The following is a 17,056-nucleotide window of genomic DNA, read 5'->3' on the forward strand; positions in this document are numbered from 1 at the left end:
AGCACCCGGTAGGGCCCGACCTGGCGCGGCCCGGCATCGCCCAACGTCTTCACAGCCACCTCAGCCCCATCACCGCCACGGATACCGGTCCATGATCCCGAAGCGGCCTGCGGACCGACCGGGGGTGGCCCCTTCCGGACAGCGGGGATGAACACGGGCTGACCCGACCGCCGAACGCGATCCCGCCCGTACCGCGGAAGTTGTCATCGCCTACCGCGTTGGTTTGTCTGCCTGCGTTGGACGCGCACGCCACCCTCGCGGGACTAACGTCCCGGGAGAGCCGGCCGGAGCGGAAGGAGCCACGGCGTGACCGGGGGAAAGTGGGGCGGGGCGCCTGATTGAGTCAGCGGGCTTGGTGTCCGGGGGTGACCAAGCCTGACTCGTACGCCGCCACGACGGCCTGTGCCCGGCTGTTGAGCGCGAGTTTCGTCATGGCGCGGTTGAGGTGGGTCTTGACCGTGGCCTCGCTGACGGTCAGGTCGAGTGCGATCTCCCGGTTGGTTCGCCCGGTTGCCACGAAGCGGAGGATCTCGACCTCGCGGGGGGTCAGCTGCTCGATGTCGACCGGCTTCGGCGACATGAGGTGCGGCAGCGGCTGCCGGGCGTACGCCTCGACGAGACGGCAGGTGACGGCGGGGGCGAGCAGCGTGTTCCCGGCCGACACGGTCTGGACCGCCGCGATCACCTGGTGCGGCTCGGTCTCCTTCAGCAGGAAGCCGGACGCACCGGCGCGCAGTGCCGCGTAGACGTATTCGTCGAGGTCGAACGTGGTCAGCACCAGCACGCGCGGCTTGGGCTCTTCCGCCGCGGCCAGGATGCGCTCGGTGGCGGTGATGCCGTCCACACCCGGCATCCTGATGTCCATCAGGATCACGTCCGGACGCGTCCGCGCGGCCAGCGCGACCGCCTCCTCCCCGTCGGCTGCTTCACCGAGGACCTCGATGCCCGGCGCGGCCCGCATCAGGGACGCCAGCCCGGCGCGGATCAGGACCTCGTCGTCGGCGACCAGTACCGAAACCAACCCGTTCATCACGAACAGTTATACCGCAGTCGGCTCGTCATCCGGCCTGATCGGCAGGGTCAGCTCGACCACGAACCCGCCGTCCGCGCGGCACCGCGTGGACAACGTCCCGTGGTACAACTCCGCCCGCTCGCGCATGGAGACGAGGCCGTGGCCGGAGCCCGAGCCCGCCACGGATGACGGTTGTCCCGGCTCGTTCGTGATCCGCACGACGAGGCGGTCGGCGTCCCGCCGCACCAGCACGGCGGTGTCCGCGAACCCGGCGTGTTTGACGACGTTGGTGAGTGCTTCCTGAACGACCCGGTACGCGCACAGCTGCAACCCGGACGGCAGCTCCCCGGTGTCCGCCATGTCCAGCGTCACCGGCTGGCCCATGGACCTCATCCGATCGGCCAGCTCCGGCAGGTGCGCCAGGCTCAGCGCGGTGTCCCCCGGCTCGTCGTCCGCGCGCAACAGCACCAGCAGACGCCGCATCTCACGCATCGCCTCCCGGCTGGTGGCGCCGATGGCCTTCACCGCGCCCCGGGCGGTCGCCGGGTCGTCGTCGAAGACGTACTGCGCCAGCCCGGTTTGCACGGCGATCACCGACATGTGGTGCGCGACGACGTCGTGGAGTTCTCTGGCGATGCGAACCCGTTCCCTGGTCACCGCTTGTTCCGTCCGCAGCTCCTGCTCGACCCGCAGCTGCTCGGTCAGCTCGGCCAGCTGCCGGTTGCGGAGCGCCAACTGCCTGCCGACATTGCCCAACACCCACGCTGTCAACGGAAACAGGATGGCCTCGGCGACCGCGATGTACCACAACAGCGACAATCGCAGCCCGGCGAACAACAGCACCGGCGCCAGGGTCGCGAGGCACAGCGCGGTGATCATCGGTGGACGCAACGACGCCACCGTGTACAGCAGGAGGATCGGGCCCCAGTAGTTGAGTCCCAGCTGGGTGTAGCCGTGCACGACGAACACCAGCAGCGCCGCGTTGCTCAACCCGAACGCGAGCACCGGCGCCATGCGCCGCACCGCGAACGGCAGGAAGACCAACACGGTCAACAGAAAGGCGACGGGATCCGGCCCCCAGCCGAACGGTGCGTACTGGCTCCCGACCACACACGCGATCGCGACCAGTGCGATGGCGACCACGAGGTCCGCGACCGGAACCTTCATCACCTCGGCGTCGCGCATGCGCCCCAGCATAAGTACAGCGTGGGGCGCACACGTCCAACCCACGGTGCAGACGCCTACTACACGGGTTGCAGCAACGGCGGGCTCTGGCATCGAGGATCGGCGTCAAGCTGCACACCGTGAGCAGGTGAGGCACTGGTTACGGAGTTCTTACCGGGATGCTGTGCGGCGATCCGATCTGGCCACAGCGCCGTCGAAGGCCGTGTGCGGTGCAGAGGGCACCAGTGACGAGAAGGGTTCGAACATGCGCGAGGCGTTCTGGAGGGCCGGCGTCGCAACAGCCGCCGTGGCCGCGATCAGTGTGGGTGGTGCGGTCGCCGCGACGGCGTCCGTCAGCACGGAGAAGGCGTCCGGGGAGCAGTGCGTCCTCAACGTCGACGACGGCAAGGAGACCTGCTTCGACAGCACGACGGAGGTCGCCGGCTTCCGCTCGACCGGCGGCATCCCGTTCCACATCCACGTCCGGTTGTTCCCCCGGACCGGCTACGCCGGCAACGCCTATCTGATCGGCAGCTTCAGCAAGGAGAACTGCTCCGAAGGCACCGACCGGCCCGACTACACGATCCCCGACCTCGGCCAGCGGTCCGACTGGGCCGGTTCCTTCACCACGCACAACAACTGCGACATCAAGGCCTACGACGGGCTGCGGTTCACCGGCGCGCACTTCGCCGGCTACCGGGACCACGACATCGAGCTGACCGCGTTCAACAACAAGATCTCCGCGCTGAAGGTCAGCTGAGGCACCGGCGCCGTTACGCCATGTCGGCGGCCTCCGGGTGACTCGGATGACGCCCTGGTGGGATGGCGGCCCCCCACTCGCCGCCATTCCACCACACCCCCAGCTCCGGCGGGCCTACGAGCTGTGGACGGTCGGGTACTTCGAGGGCATCGTCCTCAACAAACGTCGGTGACTTCTACCGCACCGTCGGGCGCCACGACAACGCCTCACCCGACTGCGACGCACGACGGATGAGCCGGCCGACGGCGTCGTCCGGCCTTGATCCGTGCCGTCCGGGAGCTCTCAGGTCACCGGACGAGCTTGCCTGCCGGCGACCGTGACCACGTCACCAAGGTGGAGCTGCGCTCCTCTCCGAGCCTCCACCTGGCCGTTGACCTGCACCTGATCGGTCTCGACGAGCTCACGCGCGTGCGCCCCGTGCTCGGCGAGACCGGCCAGCTTGAGGAACTGACCAAGCCGGATCGGCAACTCGGCGACGGGAACGTCCTGGATCGATGATGGCGACACGACGCCCATCATCGCCGATCAGGCCGTCGTCAGCAGAAGCCGCCTCCCCTGGCTGCCGACCCCGGCTCACCACGAACCCCAGTTCACCCATCTCAAGCGCAGCACCATCGTGTGGCAGGTCCAGTGGTGGGAGAAACGGGACCTGGCAGAACTCCGGCGCCTACCTGACGTACGTGTAGCCGCGGTCACCCCGCACGCGTCCCTACAGCGCCGGTCCGCCTAGGAGGAGTTAAGGGTTACAGGGGGTTGCCGGGCGTCTTTACGGTGCAGGGGAGGACTCCACACGGCGGCGGGTGCGGCGGTCAGTCGTGAATCGACCGCTTTACGTGGGCTCAGACTGGAGGAGATCGACGCAATGTCCATCGAACTGAGCTACTCCCCTGACATACCGATCGGCGTGGCCGAGGAAGGGCCTGCCGCCGCGCTGGTGTTCGCTTACCTGAACCGGGCCGCGGGTTTGCTGGCAACCGGGTACGCCTCGGCGTCGGATATCGATACCGCCATGCGGCTGGGGTGCGGCCTGCCGTCCGGGCCTTTCGCGATGATCGACCTGATCGGGCCGGATGTCGTGCGCGGTGTGCTGGCGCGCATGCACGACACGACCGGCGACCCGTCTTTCGCGCCCGCGCCATTGTTCGCGGATTTCGCGCGGGTCGGCCGGCGGCCGACCGGCACGCCGGCCACCGGCACGGCCACGGCGCGGCGGATCGACCGGGCCGGCGTGGTCGGCACCGGGACCATGGCGCGGGGGATCGCCGAGGTGGCGGTGACCGCGGGACTGCCGGCGGTGCTCGTGGGACGGGACCACGCGCGGGCCGAGCAGGCCGTGGCGAAGATCGCGGCGTCGATGGAGCGGTCGGTCGGCAAGGGGAGGATGACCGAGGCGGAGCGCGACCGGGCACTGGGTCTGCTGACCCCGGCCGGGGAGCGCGGCGTGCTGGCCGACGTCGACCTGGCCGTGGAGGCGGTGGTCGAGGACCTGGCGGTCAAGCGGGAGCTGTTCGCCGACCTCGGGCGGATCTGCGCGCCGGGAGCGGTGCTGGCGACGACCACGTCGAGCCTGCCGGTGGCCGAGTGCGCCGCCGCGTCGGGCAGACCGTGGGACGTGGTGGGGCTGCACTTCTTCAACCCGGCGCCCGCGATGCGGCTGGTCGAGGCGGGCGGGGTGTTCGGGACGCTGCTGGCGCGCTACCCCAAGATCGAGCTGGGGGTGGACGAGCCGCGTTACCGTGAGCACTTCAACCTCCGCATGCTGGAAGAGCTGCCGCTGCGCCTGTCCCGGTGAACCGGCGCCTGCCGACGGCGTGCCCTCCGGAGGCTCCTCGCCGGAGGGGCAGGTCTCTCTGGGATGTCATGAAGGCGCCCTTCATCACTCCGGCCGTGACGAAGGGGCCCTTTGTCACGGTGAACGCAACGAAGGGGTCCTTCATCTCACCGGGCGTCACGAAGGGGTCCTTCATCTCGCTGGGCGCAACGAAGGGGTCCTTCATCCCGCCGGACGTCACGAAGGGGCCCTTCATCCCGCTGGGCGCAACGAAGGGGTCCTTCATCCCGCCGGACGTTACGAAGGGTTCCTTTGGGACGTTGAGTTTCCCGAAGGGGCTTTCGTGGCATCGCAGCGGGGCGAGGACAACCCCACACACGAGACAATCCATCACAGCGATCGCACATCAGTCCTCAGTGGACAGAAACCACGCTCCGGTGAGCGGCGACGCGCCGCTCGATGGCGTCGGCAGCCGCGGCAGGACCGCCCGCCTGCCGGATCTCCTCCTGCATGCGCTTGACGCGGTTGGTGGTGAGCGGGTCGGCCGCGACCTCGCCGACCGCGGCCAGCAGGCGCTGCGGGGTGAGCGCCTCCTGGCGTACGACGCGGCCGAGACCGAGTTCCGCGACCCGGTGCGCGTTGACCTTGTGCTCCGGCGAGGACGGCACGAGTACGAGCGGCACTCCCTTGTGCAGCCCGCCCATCGTGCTGCCGAGGCCGGCGTGGGAGACGAACACGGCGGCGTGCTCGAGCACCGACAGGTGCGGGATCCAGGAGTGTGCCTCGATGTTGGGCGGCAGGGGCGCGAGGTCGGCCGGGTCGACGGCGTTGTGCACCGCGAGGACGACGTGCCACGGGGTGTCCGCGAAGGTGTCCACGCACATCCGGAAGAAGTCCGGCTGCTGGTTCACGCTGGTGCCCAGCGAGATCAGCACGACCGGCCCCGCGCCATCCGGCGGGCGCCACGGCGCCTCGGTGCGCTCGGTGTACTCCAGGCACGGGCCCATGAAGGTGAACCGGTCGTCGAAGGAGCCCCCGGCAGGCTGGAACCGGCGCGGGTGGAAGACCAGGTTCAGGTCGTCCACCTGGCCCATGATGTCCTCGACGGTGCGGTCGGACTGGCCGTGGTCGGCCAGGACACCGTTGAGCCTCGTGAAGAACGCGCGCAGCGCGGGGTGGCCCCAGCTGCCCTTGTCCGCCATCGTGTCGAGCATCGCGTCGAGGAACGAGAAGTGCTTGTTCGACGCCAGGCACGGGAAGCACTCGGCGGCGGGCACGTCCCACTTGCGGGCCAGGATGCGGCCCGAGTGGTAGACGGTCATGTCGAAGGCGATCAGGTCGGGCCGGTCCTCGGTCAGCACCGGTTCGGCGGCGGCCAGGATGTCGACGGTCTCCTGCAGGTAGATGCCGGGCATCCGCGAGGTCGCGTCGGCGTTGACCACTTCGGACAGGTCGACGTGCACGAGTTGTGAGTCGTAACCGGTTCATGGTCCGTTCAAGGTTTCCCCACCACCGGTCCGAAACGGTGGGCGCGCACAGCGACCGCCAACCGAGAGGAACCACGATGAGCGCTCGCCGAAGACTCACCCTCCTGCTGTCCGCGCTCGGCATGATCGCCGGGCTCGCGCTGGTGTCGGCCCCGGCGGCAGCCGCCGCACCGGCATCCGCACCCTCCGACGACGCCTCGGCCGCGGCCGTCTTCTACCACTGGCGCAACTACAGCAGTGGCAAGTGCCTCGCGGTGCCGAACGCGAACAACGGCACCCGCGCTGTGCAGACCACCTGCACCAGCAGCAGCTACCACTACTGGGCGTTCATCTACACCGGCCCGGAGAGCGACTACTTCTGGATCCAGAACCTCGCCAGCGGCAGGTGCCTCGTGGTGCAGGGCGGAGCGAACGAGGCGCCAGCACAGCAACAGACGTGCTCGGACCGCTACGCCGACCAGTTCTGGCAGGTGCACTCCTCCGGGAGCCAGGGCCTCATGCTCAAGAACTACAACAGCGGCAAGTGCCTGCTGGTGCGGGGCGGCGCCAACAACGCCGCCGCGGTCCAGTACACCTGCACGGCCCGGTTCGAGGACCAGTGGTGGTACTGACGAACTGACGACGAACGGGCCCTCCTGCCACGACAACGTGGCGGAGGGCCCGTCCTCCGCTGTGAATCGAGCCGACGTTCGGTAGTTTCGGCCGGTGACGACCGCGCGCCCCAACATCATCGTCCTGCACTGCCACGATCTCGGACGTTTCCTCGGGTGCTACGGCCACCCGACCGTGCGTACGCCGAACCTGGACTCCTTTGCCGCGGACGGGATCCGTCTCGACCGCGCGTTCGCCACCGCGCCGCAGTGCAGCCCGTCGCGGGCGTCGCTGTTCACCGGGCGGTGGCCGCACGCGAACGGCGTCATGGGCCTGACCCACGGCGACTTCGCCTGGGACCTCCATCCCGGCGAGCGCCACCTCGGCGGCCTGCTCCGCGAGGCGGGCTATCGCAGCGTGCTCCTCGGGGTGCACCACGAGTCCCGTGCCCGGCCGGACACCGAGCTCGCCGCCCGGCTCGGGTTCGATCACGTCGACACCTCGCGGATCATGGCCACGCCCGTCGCCGACCTCGCCTGCGAGCACCTGCCGGAGCTGGCCGGCAAGCAACCCTTCTACCTCCAGGTGGGTTGCTTCGAGCCGCACCGGATGGGCGGAGCCCGCGACCCGGAGGGCACCAAGGGCTTCATCGGCAACCACGTCGAGCCGGACGACGAGCTGGGCGTCGAGATCCCGCCTTACCTCAACGACACCGAGTCCGCCCGCGCGGAGATCGCCGAGTTGCAGGGCGCGGTCGCCCACATGGACCAGGCCGCAGGCCGGATCCTCGACCAGCTCGACCGTCTCGGGATTGCCGACGACACGCTCGTCCTGTTCACCACCGACCACGGCCTGGCCCTGCCCCGGGCCAAATGCTCCCTCTACGACCCCGGCCTCGAGGTCGCCATGATCGTCCGGTACCCCGCGCGAGGCTGGCTCGGGGGCCGGGCGCACGCCGCCCTGTTGTCCAATGTGGACGTCGTGCCGACCTTGCTGGAGCTGCTGGGCATCGACCCCGGCGACGAGCTGCACGGCCGCAGCTTCCTCGGCCTGCTGGACGGCGGTGACTACCGGCCCAACGAGGAGATCTTCGGCGAGCTGACCTACCACGACTACTACGACCCCCGCCGCTGCGTCCGGACCGACCGGCACAAGCTGATCGCCAACTTCAGCAACGCGTACGCGTACATGGACCCCAGCCAGTCGTGGCACCGGCGCTGCACGCCCCGGGTGGAGCCCATGGCCTACCACCCACCCGTCGAGCTGTACGACCTCGCGGCGGACCCCCACGAGCTGACCGACCTGGCGGCCGAGCCGGCGCACGCGGCGACGGTCGAGGAGCTGCTGGCCCGGCTGCACACCTGGATGGCCGTGACCGGCGACCCGCTCCTGGACGGCGCCGTCACGTCCCCGCTGCACCGCAGGACCCGGGACCGTCTCGTGCGCTGAGACGGTCCACTCAGGCCGGTGGCGAACCGCCCTGGACGGAGGCGGCCGCCGCACGACGCACCGCGGCCGCCTCGCCGTGCCGGTGACCGCGCTGCGCATAATCGGCATTCATGCGGGAGATCCCTTACCGGTCCGTCGGCGGCAGGACGCTGTTCCTTCGGGTGTCGGCGCCGGCCGAGCCGCCACGCTCGCCGGTGCCGGTGGCCGTGTTCTACCACGGCGGTGGATGGGTGAAAGGGGACTGGACGCAGTTCCGCCCGCAGGCCGACCGCCTCAACGCGCTGGGCATGCTCACCGTCCTGGTCGAGTACCGCACGGCGGGTCCGGTGGCGGCGACCGAGGACGCGGTGGCCGCCATGAACGCGGTGTTCGAGGTGGCCCCGGACCTCGGGGGCGACCCGGAGCGCGTCGTCGCGATCGGCGGGTCGGCAGGCGGGCACCTGGCGCTGGCGACGGCCGTGCTCGACCTGCCGGGCACGAACCCCGGCCACCGGCCAGCGGCCCTCGTCCTGCTGAACCCGGTGACGAACACGTCCGGTGAGTTCCCGCTCGGGTTCGGCAGGCGGTATTTCGACAATGACGATCACGCACTCCGTTATTCGCCGCTGCGGCACGTCGGTGCGAGCACCCCGCCCACGCTCGTCATGCACGGCACGGCGGACACCGCCGTCCATTGCGACAACTCCGTGGAATTCGTCGAGAAGGTGCGGCTCCACGGCGGGCACGCGGAGATCGTTCTGTACCCTGGCCAGCGACACGGGTTCTTCAACCCGCGCGATGACGATCCCCGTGCGCCCGGCGACGGGCACGACACGTATTTCGACCGGACGACCCGGGAAATGATCCGGTTCATGCGCATCGCGGTATTCGAATAACCGCGACCGGAAGTCTCGGCGTGCGCCATCGTGGGGCGTTTGGCGCCGCCGGGTTCCTGGGCGCGGACGGCACTTCCGGTGCCGTGCACGCTCCTTTCACGACACGGCCGACACCCGCGACCGCGCCGGACCCACCCCGCGCCGCGGGCTCTTGACGGCGCGCGACATCGGCCCGTAACCTCTCGGCTCACCGGAAATTGATACGTATTAAGGACGGCGATGGCAGGCCAACGACGGTCCCCGACGCAGGTAGACGTAGCCCGCCGCGCCGGCGTGTCCCAGGCGACGGTGTCGCTGGTCATCAGCGGTGGCGCGTTGGGCAACCAGGTCGCGGAGAGCACCCGGCAGGCGGTGCTCCAGGCCGCCGCGGAACTCGGGTACACGGTCAACGCCGTGGCGCGCAGCCTCAAGGGTGGCCGCAACCGCATGCTCGGCCTGTACACGTTCGAGCCGGTGTTCCCGGTGGACCAGCGCGACTTCTACTTCCCGTTCCTGCTCGGGGTGGAGGAGGCGACCGCGGCGTACGGGTACGACCTGCTGCTGTTCAGCTCGGCGGGCTCTGGTGGCGACCGTCGGATCTACGCCGGCGGGGTCAACAGGTTGAAGGTGGCCGACGGATGCGTCCTGCTCGGCAGGCACCTGCACCGCGACGACCTGGCCGAACTGGCCAAAGAGGACTTCCCGTTCGTCTTCGTCGGACGACGCGAGGTGCCCGGTGTCGAGTTGTCGTACGTCGCCGCCGACTACGTGGGCGCCACCAGCGAGATGGTGGCGCACCTGGCCCGGCTCGGGCACCGGCGCCTCGCCTACCTGAAGGTGACCGACGACAGGGAGTGGACCCGCGACCGCGAGGCCGGGTTCCGGCAGGGCCTCGTGGCGGCCGGGATCCCGGACGACCAGGTCCGCGTCTTCGCGATGGACGAGAGAGCCGCCCTCTCGGCGGTTCGGCTACAGGATTGGCTCGCGGCGGGGATCACCGCGGTGCTGGTGGAACCCACCGACGACGACAGTGCGATCGTCGCACTGGAGAACGCGGCCGCCGAAGCAGGCGTGCGGATCCCGGACGACGTCTCCGTCGCCGTACTCGGCGACCCCCCGCTGAGCGAAGCGACCGCACGCGACTGGACCCGGTTCACCCTCCCCCGCGAACAGATGGGCCGCGAAGCCGTCCGGATTCTCCTCGAACTGCTGAACGACAACGTGAGCGCCCGGCAGCTGTACCTGGACTGCACCCAGGTCGCCGGCGACTCGGTGACAGAGCTCCCCGAATAGCTCGGACAGGCAAACATCACCCTGACGGAGGCACGATGCAACGGGTCATTTCTTATGAGCGCGGCCTGGAGAAGTTCACACCGTTACGCAACATCGTGACCTACGACGACTTCGACCACGGTTACAACGGCTGGCTCGACCTGACCCCGAACTTCGTCAACGACGACTACCGCCACCATCCGTCCGAAGTGGACCTGGCGAGCTGGGCACCGACCATGCTCAGTGCCGCGCCGATGCGGTTCGCCGCCACTCACGGGTCGATGGAAGGCACGTACTCGCTCAAGCTGAACACCAAACCGGTCGCCAACCGCTACGAGGAGAAGCCCGCGAACGGAAGCATGGGCGTCGCGCTCAAGCGGCTCTCGAACTTCGACCCCACCATGCGGTTCATCCAGATGGAGGCGTGGTACGCGTACACCCCACAGCAGGACCGGCTGGGGTTCGGCGAAGAGGACATGCGCGCGTTCGGGTTCTACTTCGACCTGCAGGATCCCGAATACCGCTGGATGCCGGGCGTGCGCTACGTGAACTCGGTCAACGGCGAGCTCACCAAGAAATGGCAGTACTGGAAGGTCGCCGACGGGGTGACGAAGAAGGACTGGTGCTACGGCCGCGAGGACGGCTGGCAGCGACCGGGTATCGACAACCTGTGGTACGGGCGCCGCTTTCCCGACGGCTCAGCGGATGCCTTCCAATGGGTGCCCGACGGCGCACAGGACCTGCTCTACAACGAGAGCCCGGACAAGATCAACTGGTTGTACTTCCGGCTGCTGGTCGACTACCGGCGGCGCGAGTACGTCGAGTTGCAGAGCATGGACCGGACCTTCGACCTGCGCGGCCTGACGCCGACCCTGTCCGAGCCGTACAAGAGCATCAACAACCTGATCAACCCCATCTTCTTCGTCGAGACCGACACGAACCGAAGCGTCAACCTCTTCCTCGACTCCGTCGTGTACTCCACGGAATGACACGTCCAGCACGACGGACCATGCCACTCGAGAAGGACCCAATCCGTGCTCACTTTCGCCACTTCGGTAATCGAACGCCGGCTCGAAATCAAGGCGGCGCACACCACTCACCCTTTTGAGGCCGGCTGGGCAGGCGAAGCCGTCTTCTTCATCCAGGTCGAGGGAACGCATCCGGAACTGTCCATTCAGGCGCAGATCTCCCCGGACGGACTGCACTGGATCGACCGGGGCGGCCCCTGTGTGCTGGCCGCACAGGAGGAGATCGCCGCCATCGACCTGGTGAACTTCGGCGGATGGCTGCGTCTGGCCATCACCGGAGCGACCGAGGAACAGCCCGCGACCGTCCTGGTTCACCTTGCCCTGAAGGGATGACCCGTAGCAGGGAAGCTCCGGGGTTCGTTGCGATCGAGAGGAGGACGGCTTGATGCTTCCCCAACTGGTGCGTCGAATCGGCCTCATGGTGTTCACCGTGTGGGGCGCGGTCAGCCTCACCTTCGTGATCCTCCGGCTCGCGCCAGGGGATCAGGCCACCGTGCAACTGGGGCCGGACGCGACCGCGGCCGAGGTGTCCGCGCTGCGCGGGGAACTCGGCCTCGATCGGCCGATCTTCGTGCAGTACCTGGATTATCTCGGCTCGGCGAGCACCGGTGACTTCGGTGAGTCGTACCGGTTCCACGAGTCGGCGATGACGGTCATCCTCGAACGGTTCCCCGCCACCGTCGTGCTCGCGCTCACCGCGACGGCGCTGGCGCTGACGATCGGTCTGCTCCTCGGGATCATGGCGGGTCGTTCGCCAGGACGGCTCGCCGACCGCGTGATCTCCGGCATCACCCTGGTCATGCAGGCCATCCCGCCGTTCTGGTCAGGCATCATGCTGATCCTGCTCATGGCGTTGACCCTGCGGCTCCTGCCGAGTGCGGGGTCGGGCGACCTGGAGCACCTGGTCCTGCCCTCGGTCACCCTCGCGATCCCGTTCACCGCCCTGGTCGCGCGGATCACCCGCAGCAGTGTCGCGGAAGTCACCGCAGAGCCGTACATCCTGACCGCACGGTCGAAGGGCTTGTCCGAGCGCGCCGTGCTGGCCAGGCACGCCGTGCGCAACTCGGTGATCCCGGTCGTGACCATCGTGTCGCTGCACATCGGCACCCTGCTGGGCGGCGCGGTCATCGTCGAGCAGGTCTTCGCGTGGGAAGGGGTCGGATCGCTGCTGGTGGGTGCGGTCGGCAACCGTGACTACGCCATCGTCCAGGGCGCGACCGTGCTGTTCGCCATCGTCGTGGTGACGATGAACCTGCTCGCCGACGTGCTCAACTCCCGGCTGGACCCACGAATCCGGGCGGGGGCCCAGGCATGACGACGATGGGACTGGTGCACACCCCGGTGGTGCCGGTGCGGACCGGGCGGGCCACGGTACGCCGGATCGTCGGCGCCATCCCGGTCGTGATCTTCGGACTGTATGTCGTGGCGGGTGTGTTCGGTCCGCTGTTCGTCGACTACTCCCCCGTCGGCGGGGAGCTCGACGATCGGCTCCTCTCCCCCGGCTCGGTCACGAGCGACGGCAGCACGGCCGTGTTCGGCACCGACGCGCTCGGCCGGGACCTCTTCGGCCAGGTCCTCTACGGCGCGAGAACATCCGTGCTCATCGGCACGCTCGTCGTGCTGTTCAGCGGCCTGGTCGGCATCGCGGTCGGTACCGCAGCGGGATATCTGCGCGGCAAGACCGATCTCGTGGCATCGCGCGTCATCGACGTGCTGCTCGCCTTTCCCGGCATCCTGCTCGCCATCGTCATCGCCGGGGTGTTCGACCGAAGCCTCGCGATCGTGGTCATCGCGCTCAGTGTCACCAACTGGATCGGCTTCGCCCGCCTCTCCCGATCGATGGCCATGACCCTGCGGGAGCGCGACTGGGTCAAGTCGGCGACGGTGATGGGCGTGCGGCGCAGGCGAATCATCGCGCGGCACATCCTGCCGTTCATCGCCGGGCCGACGCTGGCGCTGGCGACCGTCGAGTTCGCGGGCGCCATCCTGGCCGAGGCCGCCCTGAGCTTCCTCGGGCTCGGCCTGCCATCGGCGTCGGTCTCCTGGGGACAGACGATCGCCTCAGGAAAGGAATATCTCGCCAGCGCCTGGTGGATCTCCGCCATTCCCGGCATCGCCCTCGCGGTGCTCGTCATCTGTGTGGGCTTCACCGGAGACCGGCTCACCCGCCACTTCGGTCGGAAGCAATAGCGAAACGTCTGTACGACAGCCCGAGCACAGCTCAGTGAGGAGCAAGGCAATGAGATCCCTACGGCATGCCGCGATCGCGGTGACCGCACTCGTGGGCCTGGTCGCGACCACGGCATGTGGCGCCGATGCCGCGGACGGCGGCGGCGATGCGAGCGGAGGGGAGATCGCGGTTGCCGGGCAGTTCCCCACCGAGTCCATCGATCCCAACGGAACGCTGGCCATCGACGGCGGCACCCGGGTCGCATCGATGCAGTTGTACAGCCCGTTGCTGGAAACGATCGGCCCGGGCGAGTTCGACCCCAAGGCCGCGGAGAGCTGGGAGATCAACGACACCGCGACGGAGTTCACCTTCACGTTGCGCGACGGGATCACCTTCTCCGACGGCTCCCCGATCACCGGCCAGGACGTGGCCGCGTCGTTCGAGCGCACGGTCGCGGCCAAGAGCCCGTTCTCGGCGAACTTCGTCGACGTCGGTGTCACGGCGACCGACGACACGGTGACGTTCACACCGGCCGAACCAGATCCGGCTCTGCCTGCCAAGCTGACCGGGGTCATGATCACCCCGGCCGACGCCACCGAGGACAGCTACCTGGACAAGCCGGTGACCTCGGGTCCGTTCAAGGTGGAGTCGTTCACCCCCGGCGGAGACCTCGTCATGGTCCCCAACGACAAGTACTGGGGAGACAAGCCGAAGCTCGACCGGCTCACCATCCGGTCCATCCCCGAGGTCGCCGCGCGGGTCACGGCTCTGGAGACCGGTGAGCTCGACGTCATCTGGGGTATCTCCGACGACCAGGTGACGCAGTTGAACGGCAACTCCGAGGTCAAGGTCGTGTCCGCGACCGGTTCCGCTGTCATCACCATGTGGATGAACGCCTCGACGCCGGCGTTGGGGAAGGCCGAGGTGCGGCGGGCGCTGTGGCAGGCGGTCGACTTCGACAAGAAGATCAAGGCGCTCTACCCGGAAAGCGGTGAGCCCGCCGACTCGGTCGTCGGCCCCACGGTGTTCGGCTACGCACCGCAGGAGCCCGTGGCCTACGACCCCGACGCGGCGAAGCAGGCGCTCGCCGACGCGGGGTTCGACTTCGACACGACGTTGCGCTTCCACTTCTCACAGGCGCAGTTCCGGCAGTGGGTGGACTCGGTCGTGTCCGATCTCGCGGCCATCGGCGTGAAGGCCGAGGCACTGGAGAAGGAACAGGCCGTCTACACCGAGGATCTGCTGGCGCTGAACTGGGACATCAACATCCAGCAGGTCGGCACGCTCGGGCTGGACGCCTCGTACAACCTCGGCCGGCTCTACACCTGCGCCGCGGAGCGGACCGGGTACTGCAACCCGGAGCTGGACACCATCCTGAAGCGGGCGGGCACCTCCGTCGACCCGGAGGAGCGGAAGGCGGCCTACGCCGACGCGACCGAGCTGATCTGGAACGAGGCCGTGGGCATGTTCCCCATGTTCGCCAAGAACCTCTTCGCCACCCGTGCGTCGGTGTCCGGCTTCGAACCCGACGGTGAGGGACTGCCGCGCTTCGACTCGGTCTCGATTGATGAGTGACAGGCACCCGGTGCCGACGCGCACGACGGCGACGATGTCGGACCGTGCACCGGAGCGGGCTCAGCGATCCTCCGCTGGGCCCCTCCGGGTCAGGGGTCTGACGATCGCGCTGCCCGGCCAACGTGGCACGGCCGACGTCGTCGACGACGTCTCCTTCGACGTGCTGGAAGGGCGCACGACGGGCCTGATCGGTGAGTCCGGGAGCGGGAAGTCGCTCACGGCGATGGCGTTGGTCGGCCTGATCCCCGACACCGGTGTGGCGAGCGGGCAGGTGCTCCTGGGAGACGAGAACCTGCTCACGGCGGGCCGGGCGCGGATGCGGCAGGTCCGCGGTGCGGAGATCTCGGTCGTGTTCCAGGACCCGTCGACCGCGCTCAACCCGACCATGACCATCGGTGACCAGGTCGGCGAGATCCTGCGGGGCCGGGGGCTGTCCCGGCGCCAGGCGCGGGAGCGGGCCGCGGACCTTCTCGACCACGTCGGAATCCCGGACGCGGCGGGACGCGTCGGCGCCTACCCGCACGAGTTCTCCGGCGGGATGCGGCAACGCGCGATGATCGCCCTGGCGCTGGCGGGCAGGCCGAGGTTCGTCCTCGCCGACGAGCCGACGACCGCGCTGGACGTCACCGTGCAGGCCAGGATCCTCGACCTGCTCGCTCGCTTACGCGACGAGGACAACCTGTCCATGCTGCTGGTCAGCCACGACCTGCGGGTGATGTCGCACGTCGCCGACGACCTCGTCGTCATGTACGCGGGCCGGGTCTGTGAGCGCGGCGGGGCGAAAGCGGTGCTCAACCGGCCACTCCATCCCTACACCGACGCGCTGGTGCGCAGTGTTCCCTCGGTGCGGGTCAGGTCGGCGATCGCCGACCCGCTACCGGGCAGCCCCGCCAACCCGTTCGACCGGCCGACCGGCTGCCCGTTCAACCCGCGCTGTCCGCGTGCGGAGGACCGGTGCAGGACGGAGGTGCCGCCGCTGCGCGAGGTCGAGCCCGGGCGTTTCAGCGCGTGTCACTTCGCGGAGCTTGCGGAGCGAACATCGGACACAGCCGCGGAGGACCTGCTATGACGGCTCGCACCGGCCTGCGGATCACCGATCTCACCGTGACCTATCCGGGGCCCCGCACCAGTGGTTTCGGCCGCCGGTCGCCCATCACCGCGGTACGCGCCGTGAGCCTCGACGTCGCACCGGACGAGACCGTCGCGCTCGTCGGTGAGTCCGGGTCCGGGAAGTCCACGATCGCCCGCGCGATCGTCGGACTCGTGGCTCCGTCAGGCGGTGCCATCGAGTTCGACGGGACGTCGTTGCTGAACCAGCGTGACCGGTGGGCGCGGCGGAACATCGCGATGATCTTCCAGGACCCCCGGTCCGCGCTGAACCCGCGCATGTCGGCGGAGGCGTCCATCAGCGAGGCCTGGCAGGCACACCCCGAAGCAGCGCCGGAGGGCGTGCGCCGTGATCCTCGGCGACGGCGGGCGGCCGTGGTCGACCTGCTGGCCCAGGTCGGGCTCGACCCGGACGTCGCGGGGAAACGTCCGACGGCGTTGTCCGGTGGGCAGTGCCAGCGAGTCAGCATCGCTCGCGCGCTGGCGCTGCGTCCTCGGTTGCTCATCTGCGACGAGGCGGTGTCGGCGCTCGACGTCTCCGTCCAGGCACAGGTGCTGGCTCTGCTGGTGAGCGTGCGCGAGGCGCGCTCGCTCTCGATGCTCTTCATCACCCACGACCTCGGCGTCGTACGTCAGGTCGCCGACCGCGTCGCGGTCATGCGCCGCGGCGAGCTGGTCGAGAGCGCCGACGCGCAGACGCTGTTCGCGGACCCACGGCACGACTACACCAAGGAACTCCTCGCTGCCGCCGTCGACCTCGACGTGAGCAGCTGACTCCCCGCAAGGCAAGTCCTCATTCCCCAGTGGACCACCGTA

16 protein-coding genes and 1 pseudogene are annotated in these 17,056 nt (G+C 68.9%); 13 read left to right on the forward strand and 4 right to left on the reverse strand.

The genetic code is table 11. From position 1 onward, the window contains the following. Window positions 1-343: 343 nt before the first annotated feature. Together FHR82_RS10820 and FHR82_RS10825 are read right to left on the reverse strand one after the other, a co-directional pair. Window positions 344-1,030, reverse strand: a complete 687-nt coding sequence (locus FHR82_RS10820; protein ID WP_184810127.1) for a response regulator — start codon at window positions 1,028-1,030, stop codon at window positions 344-346. A gap of 9 nt (window positions 1,031-1,039) precedes the next feature. Next, window positions 1,040-2,197 carry a sensor histidine kinase gene (locus FHR82_RS10825; RefSeq protein WP_221463604.1) on the reverse strand — a complete coding sequence of 386 codons (1,158 nt, stop codon included), beginning with the start codon at window positions 2,195-2,197 and terminating at the stop codon, window positions 1,040-1,042. Between the two features lie 244 nt (window positions 2,198-2,441). Between FHR82_RS10825 and FHR82_RS10830 the strand changes: the two genes are divergently transcribed. Next, a complete protein-coding gene (locus FHR82_RS10830; RefSeq protein WP_184810128.1) occupies window positions 2,442-2,936 on the forward strand; it encodes a hypothetical protein in 495 nt (164 codons plus the stop codon). A gap of 282 nt (window positions 2,937-3,218) precedes the next feature. Here FHR82_RS10830 and FHR82_RS10835 read toward each other — a convergent pair whose 3' ends face one another. After that, window positions 3,219-3,455, reverse strand: a complete 237-nt coding sequence (locus FHR82_RS10835; RefSeq protein ID WP_376706396.1) for an RNA-binding S4 domain-containing protein — start codon at window positions 3,453-3,455, stop codon at window positions 3,219-3,221. Between the two features lie 343 nt (window positions 3,456-3,798). Between FHR82_RS10835 and FHR82_RS10840 the strand changes: the two genes are divergently transcribed. Continuing rightward, on the forward strand, window positions 3,799-4,728 hold the full coding sequence (locus tag FHR82_RS10840) for a 3-hydroxyacyl-CoA dehydrogenase family protein (protein ID WP_184810129.1): 930 nt from the start codon (window positions 3,799-3,801) through the stop codon (window positions 4,726-4,728). 392 nt (window positions 4,729-5,120) lie between these two features. Here the strand turns inward: FHR82_RS10840 and FHR82_RS10845 are convergent. After that, window positions 5,121-6,173 (reverse strand): annotated as a pseudogene (locus tag FHR82_RS10845) (macrolide family glycosyltransferase); the annotation flags it as partial. 98 nt (window positions 6,174-6,271) lie between these two features. Here FHR82_RS10845 and FHR82_RS10850 point away from each other — a divergent pair. From FHR82_RS10850 to FHR82_RS10900, 11 genes are all read left to right on the forward strand, one after another. Beyond that, window positions 6,272-6,805, forward strand: coding sequence for an RICIN domain-containing protein (locus tag FHR82_RS10850; RefSeq protein ID WP_184810131.1), 534 nt, complete (start codon window positions 6,272-6,274; stop codon window positions 6,803-6,805). Between the two features lie 94 nt (window positions 6,806-6,899). After that, window positions 6,900-8,234 carry a sulfatase family protein gene (locus FHR82_RS10855; protein WP_184810132.1) on the forward strand — a complete coding sequence of 445 codons (1,335 nt, stop codon included), beginning with the start codon at window positions 6,900-6,902 and terminating at the stop codon, window positions 8,232-8,234. A gap of 110 nt (window positions 8,235-8,344) precedes the next feature. Continuing rightward, a complete protein-coding gene (locus FHR82_RS10860; protein WP_184810133.1) occupies window positions 8,345-9,109 on the forward strand; it encodes an alpha/beta hydrolase in 765 nt (254 codons plus the stop codon). Window positions 9,110-9,328: 219 nt separating this feature from the next. Beyond that, entirely contained in the window at window positions 9,329-10,381 is a 1,053-nt protein-coding gene (locus FHR82_RS10865; RefSeq protein WP_184810134.1) for a LacI family DNA-binding transcriptional regulator, read from the forward strand. 35 nt (window positions 10,382-10,416) lie between these two features. Further along, window positions 10,417-11,349 carry a DUF6772 family protein gene (locus tag FHR82_RS10870; protein WP_184810135.1) on the forward strand — a complete coding sequence of 311 codons (933 nt, stop codon included), beginning with the start codon at window positions 10,417-10,419 and terminating at the stop codon, window positions 11,347-11,349. Between the two features lie 45 nt (window positions 11,350-11,394). Continuing rightward, window positions 11,395-11,721, forward strand: coding sequence for a DUF6385 domain-containing protein (locus FHR82_RS10875; protein ID WP_184810136.1), 327 nt, complete (start codon window positions 11,395-11,397; stop codon window positions 11,719-11,721). Window positions 11,722-11,773: 52 nt separating this feature from the next. Further along, window positions 11,774-12,703 carry an ABC transporter permease gene (locus FHR82_RS10880; RefSeq protein ID WP_184810137.1) on the forward strand — a complete coding sequence of 310 codons (930 nt, stop codon included), beginning with the start codon at window positions 11,774-11,776 and terminating at the stop codon, window positions 12,701-12,703. Then, entirely contained in the window at window positions 12,700-13,578 is an 879-nt protein-coding gene (locus FHR82_RS10885; RefSeq protein ID WP_184810138.1) for an ABC transporter permease, read from the forward strand. Before FHR82_RS10880 ends, FHR82_RS10885 begins: the two co-directional genes overlap by 4 nt. Window positions 13,579-13,627: 49 nt before the next feature. Further along, window positions 13,628-15,133: an ABC transporter substrate-binding protein gene (locus FHR82_RS10890; RefSeq protein WP_184810139.1), complete on the forward strand. Its 1,506-nt coding sequence runs from the start codon at window positions 13,628-13,630 to the stop codon at window positions 15,131-15,133. Next, window positions 15,126-16,202 (forward strand): ABC transporter ATP-binding protein, encoded by a 1,077-nt coding sequence (locus FHR82_RS10895; RefSeq protein WP_184810140.1) that lies wholly within the window; start codon window positions 15,126-15,128, stop codon window positions 16,200-16,202. Before FHR82_RS10890 ends, FHR82_RS10895 begins: the two co-directional genes overlap by 8 nt. Further along, the gene (locus tag FHR82_RS10900; protein WP_184810141.1) at window positions 16,199-17,014 is read left to right on the forward strand and encodes an ATP-binding cassette domain-containing protein; all 816 of its coding nucleotides are present in this window, start codon (window positions 16,199-16,201) and stop codon (window positions 17,012-17,014) included. The genes FHR82_RS10895 and FHR82_RS10900 overlap by 4 nt, the downstream gene beginning before the upstream one ends. Window positions 17,015-17,056: the final 42 nt, after the last annotated feature.

Source organism: Actinophytocola algeriensis (assembly GCF_014203735.1).
Taxonomy (GTDB): domain Bacteria; phylum Actinomycetota; class Actinomycetes; order Mycobacteriales; family Pseudonocardiaceae; genus Actinophytocola; species Actinophytocola algeriensis.